Source organism: Tabrizicola sp., from assembly GCF_031377265.1.
Classification (GTDB): Bacteria; Pseudomonadota; Alphaproteobacteria; order Rhodobacterales; family Rhodobacteraceae; genus JAUYQR01.
Genome location: NZ_JANMET010000242.1, coordinates 1 through 3,605, shown reverse-complemented (window position 1 = coordinate 3,605; position 3,605 = coordinate 1). Strand labels below are relative to the sequence as shown.

Genomic DNA, 3,605 nt, shown 5'->3' with positions numbered 1-3,605 from the left:
GGTGAAAAGCGGTTGGCCCAGGTTTTCCTCCAGCCGTCGTATCTGCATCGACACCGCCGATTGCGTGCGCCCGACCCGGCCGGCCGCTGCCGTCACGCTGCCGGTATCGGCCACGGCAAGGAAGGCGCGCATCAGGTCGCTTTCGAGGGGGATCATGGACATGCCATCAGCCAGAACGATGGCATCTATCATTCCTATTCGTTTGTCTTATGTCAATGCCCGCCGCATACCCTGCTGCATCCCTTCCGCACTGCAAGAGTCCGAGATGCCTTTCCTGGCCCGCATTTTGAGCATTCTCCGCGAGACCCGGCTAAGGCGGCGGTTGCGGTCCTCGCTTGTCGAGGTTCTGCTGCGGGCCGACGACCGCATGCGGGACGCTATGGGCCTGACTGAGGACGTGGCTACGCGTCTGCTGGCGACCGGTCCTTGCGACCTTGACGCCCGCCTCACCCCTGCCGCAGCAATCGGCGCAGGATCCTTCCGTTGGGCAATTTCGGCATCATCCAGACGCAAGGGCGCGCCGCAATGACGACCCTGTCGCTGTTCCACAGGCTTTTTGCCCGAAGCATCACGCGTGACCGGATGCGACGGTCCTTTCGCCCGCTGTTGGACCCGACCGATGATCGCATGCTCGACGACATCGGCCTGACCCGCGCCGAGATTGAGACCATGGTCCTTGGCCTCGACCGGTCGCGCCCGCAGGCCTTGGTCATCACATTTCCGTCCGGACGTGCGCTCTCAGCCCGGCTCCGGGCCTGACTGAAGCGCGCCGGACGGGCCAACCGTCCCGCGCGCCCTTATTGAAGCTGACCCTCAGCCCAGCGCGTCCGAGCAGCGCTGGCAGGTGCCGGGATGCTTGTGCGTCCCCACGTCCGGCAGCACCTTCCAGCAGCGCTCACACTTCTCGCCGGGGGCCAGTTCAAAGACCACGCCGACACCGGGCACTTCGGGCAAGCGGAACGCCTCGGCCGGAGAAGGGTCGGCGGTGAGAGAGATGCCGCTGGTGATGCACAGGTCAGCGAAATCGACCGATTTCAGCGCGCGCAGCGCCTCGGCACTTTCAACATGCACGACGGGCGCGGCCTCAAGGCTGGCGCCAATCACCTTGGCCGTGCGCTGCACTTCCAGCGCGCCAGTGACCACGCGGCGGGCTTCGCGGATGGTTTCCCATTTGGCGGCCAGCACCGCATCCCGCCACGCCTTCGGCGTCTCGGGCATGTCGATCAGGTGGACCGAGCTGTCGTCGCCGGGAAAGCGTTCCAGCCAGACCTCCTCCATCGTGAAGACGAGGATCGGGGCCAGCCATGTCGTCAGCCGGTGGAACAGGATGTCAAGCACGGTGCGCGCCGCACGGCGGGTCAGGCTGGTGGTGGCATCGCAGTACAGGCTGTCCTTGCGGATGTCGAAATAGACCGAGGACAGGTCGGTGGTCGCAAAGGCGAAAAGCTTGGTGAACACGCCTTGGAAATCGTATTTCGCGTAACCGGTGCGCACTTCTTCGTCGAGTTCGGACAGGCGGTGCAGCACCCAGCGTTCCAGTTCCGGCATATCCTCAGGCGCGACCTTTTCGGCCTCGGTAAACCCCGCGAGGTTGCCCAAGAGGAACCGCATGGTGTTGCGCAGCCGCCGGTAGCTGTCGGCCACGCCTTTCAGGATCTCTTTGCCGATCCGCAGGTCTTGTGTGTAGTCGCTTTGCGCCACCCAGAGCCGCAGGATATCGGCGCCGTATTCGCCGATCACCTCTTGCGGGGCGGTGGTGTTGCCGAGCGACTTGGACATCTTCATGCCCTTTTCGTCCAGCGTGAAGCCATGCGTCAGCACGCCCCGATAGGGTGCCCGCCCCTTGGTGCCACAGGACTGCAGCATCGAGGAATGGAACCAGCCGCGATGCTGGTCGGTGCCTTCGAGGTAGAGGTCGGCAATGCCATCCGGTGACCCATCGGCCCGGTCGCGCAAGACGAAGGCGTGGGTCGAGCCTGAGTCGAACCAGACATCCAGCACATCTTCCACTTTGACATAATCAGACGGATTGACGATGCCACCCAGCATCCGTTCCGTGAATCCTTGCACAAACCATACATCCGCGCTTTCGGCCTCGAACGCCGCGATGATGTGGGCGTTCACTTCGGCGTTGCGCAGCAGGAAGTCGGGATCGGTCGGCTTGGCGCCTTTCTTGACGAAACAGGTCAGCGGCACGCCCCAGGCGCGTTGGCGCGACAGCACCCAATCGGGGCGGGCCTCGATCATCGAATGCAGGCGGTTGCGGCCGGTAGGCGGGGTCCATTCGACCAGCTGGTTGATCGAATTCAGCGCGCGTTTGCGGATCGTGTCGCCATAGGTGGTCATGCCGTCGTCGAGCGACTTGTCGATGGCGACGAACCATTGCGGGGTGTTGCGGTAGATCACCGGGGCTTTGGAGCGCCAGGAGTGGGGGTAGCTGTGTTTCAGCTTGCCCTTGGCGAAGAGGGCGCCGGAGTAGGCCAGCTGCTTGATGACGCTGACGTTGGCGGGGCCTTCCTTGCCATCGGGCAGGATGATGTGCTGGCCACCGAACAACGGCAGGTCGGCGCGGTAAGAGCCGTCGGGTTCGACGTTGTAGGTCATCGGCAGGCCGAATTTCAGGCCAAGCTGATAGTCATCATCCCCGTGGCTGGGGGCGGTGTGGACGAAACCGGTGCCAGCGTCGTCAGTGACATGGTCGCCGGGGAGCATGGGGACGTTGTAGTCCCACTCGAAGTCGCCCCCTTCAACATTTCGGAAAGGATGGGCAAGAGTGAGCGCCGAGAGTTCAGCAGCACTAACGCTTCGAATTTTGCGGAACCCTTCAACCCGAGCCTGAAGCAATACTTCAGGCAACCGCTCTGCCGCTATGATTAGCTTCTCACCAACTTTGGCTTGGGAGTTCTCGCCGATTTCCGTAACCTCATAGAGGCCGTAGTCGATTGCGGGATTGAAGGCCACGCCCCGGTTTTGAGGGATTGTCCAAGGCGTAGTCGTCCAGATTACGACAGTTGCGTCTGCAAGCTCATGAATACCCGGGATGCCTACAGGGATCGACTCGCCCACTGGCACAAAGTCAACTCCCATGGCCGCATTCGAAATCTGAGCGACCGGAAACCGCACCCAAACCTGATGGCTGGTATGGTCGTGATACTCCACCTCCGCCTCGGCCAGCGCGGTCTTTTCCACCGGCGACCACATCACGGGCTTCGAGCCCTGATAGAGGCTGCCGTTCATCACGAACTTCATGAACTCGGCGGCAATCACCGCTTCGGCGTGGTAGTCCATGGTCAGGTAGGGGTCGGCCCAGTTGCCGGTGACGCCCAGCCGCTTGAATTCCTCGCGCTGGATGTCGATCCATCCGGCGGCAAAGGCGCGGCATTCGCGGCGGAAACCCACCACGTCGACGTCGTCCTTGTTCAGGCCCTTGGCGCGGTATTGCTCCTCGATCTTCCATTCGATCGGCAGGCCGTGACAATCCCAGCCGGGCACATAGCGGGCGTCGCGGCCCATCATCTGCTGGCTGCGGACCACCATGTCCTTGAGGATCTTGTTCAGCGCGTGGCCGATGTGCAGATGGCCGTTGGCATAGGGCGGGCCGTCGT

General features: G+C 62.8%; 3 protein-coding genes. 1 reads left to right on the top strand and 2 read right to left on the bottom strand.

Annotation, left to right across the window (positions count from 1 at the left end; translation table 11 throughout):
• Nucleotides 1-192, bottom strand: a 192-nt coding sequence (locus RMO18_RS14010) for a LysR family transcriptional regulator (RefSeq protein ID WP_309666704.1), incomplete at its 3' end; no start/stop codon positions are given.
• 291 nt (nt 193-483) lie between these two features.
• On the opposite strand from RMO18_RS14010, the gene RMO18_RS14005 reads away from it, so the two are divergent.
• Nucleotides 484-759: a DUF1127 domain-containing protein gene (locus tag RMO18_RS14005; protein ID WP_309666702.1), complete on the top strand. Its 276-nt coding sequence runs from the start codon at nt 484-486 to the stop codon at nt 757-759.
• Nucleotides 760-813: 54 nt separating this feature from the next.
• Here the strand turns inward: RMO18_RS14005 and ileS are convergent.
• Nucleotides 814-3,605: isoleucine--tRNA ligase (gene ileS / locus RMO18_RS14000; RefSeq protein ID WP_309666701.1), on the bottom strand; the 2,792-nt coding region annotated here is incomplete at its 5' end.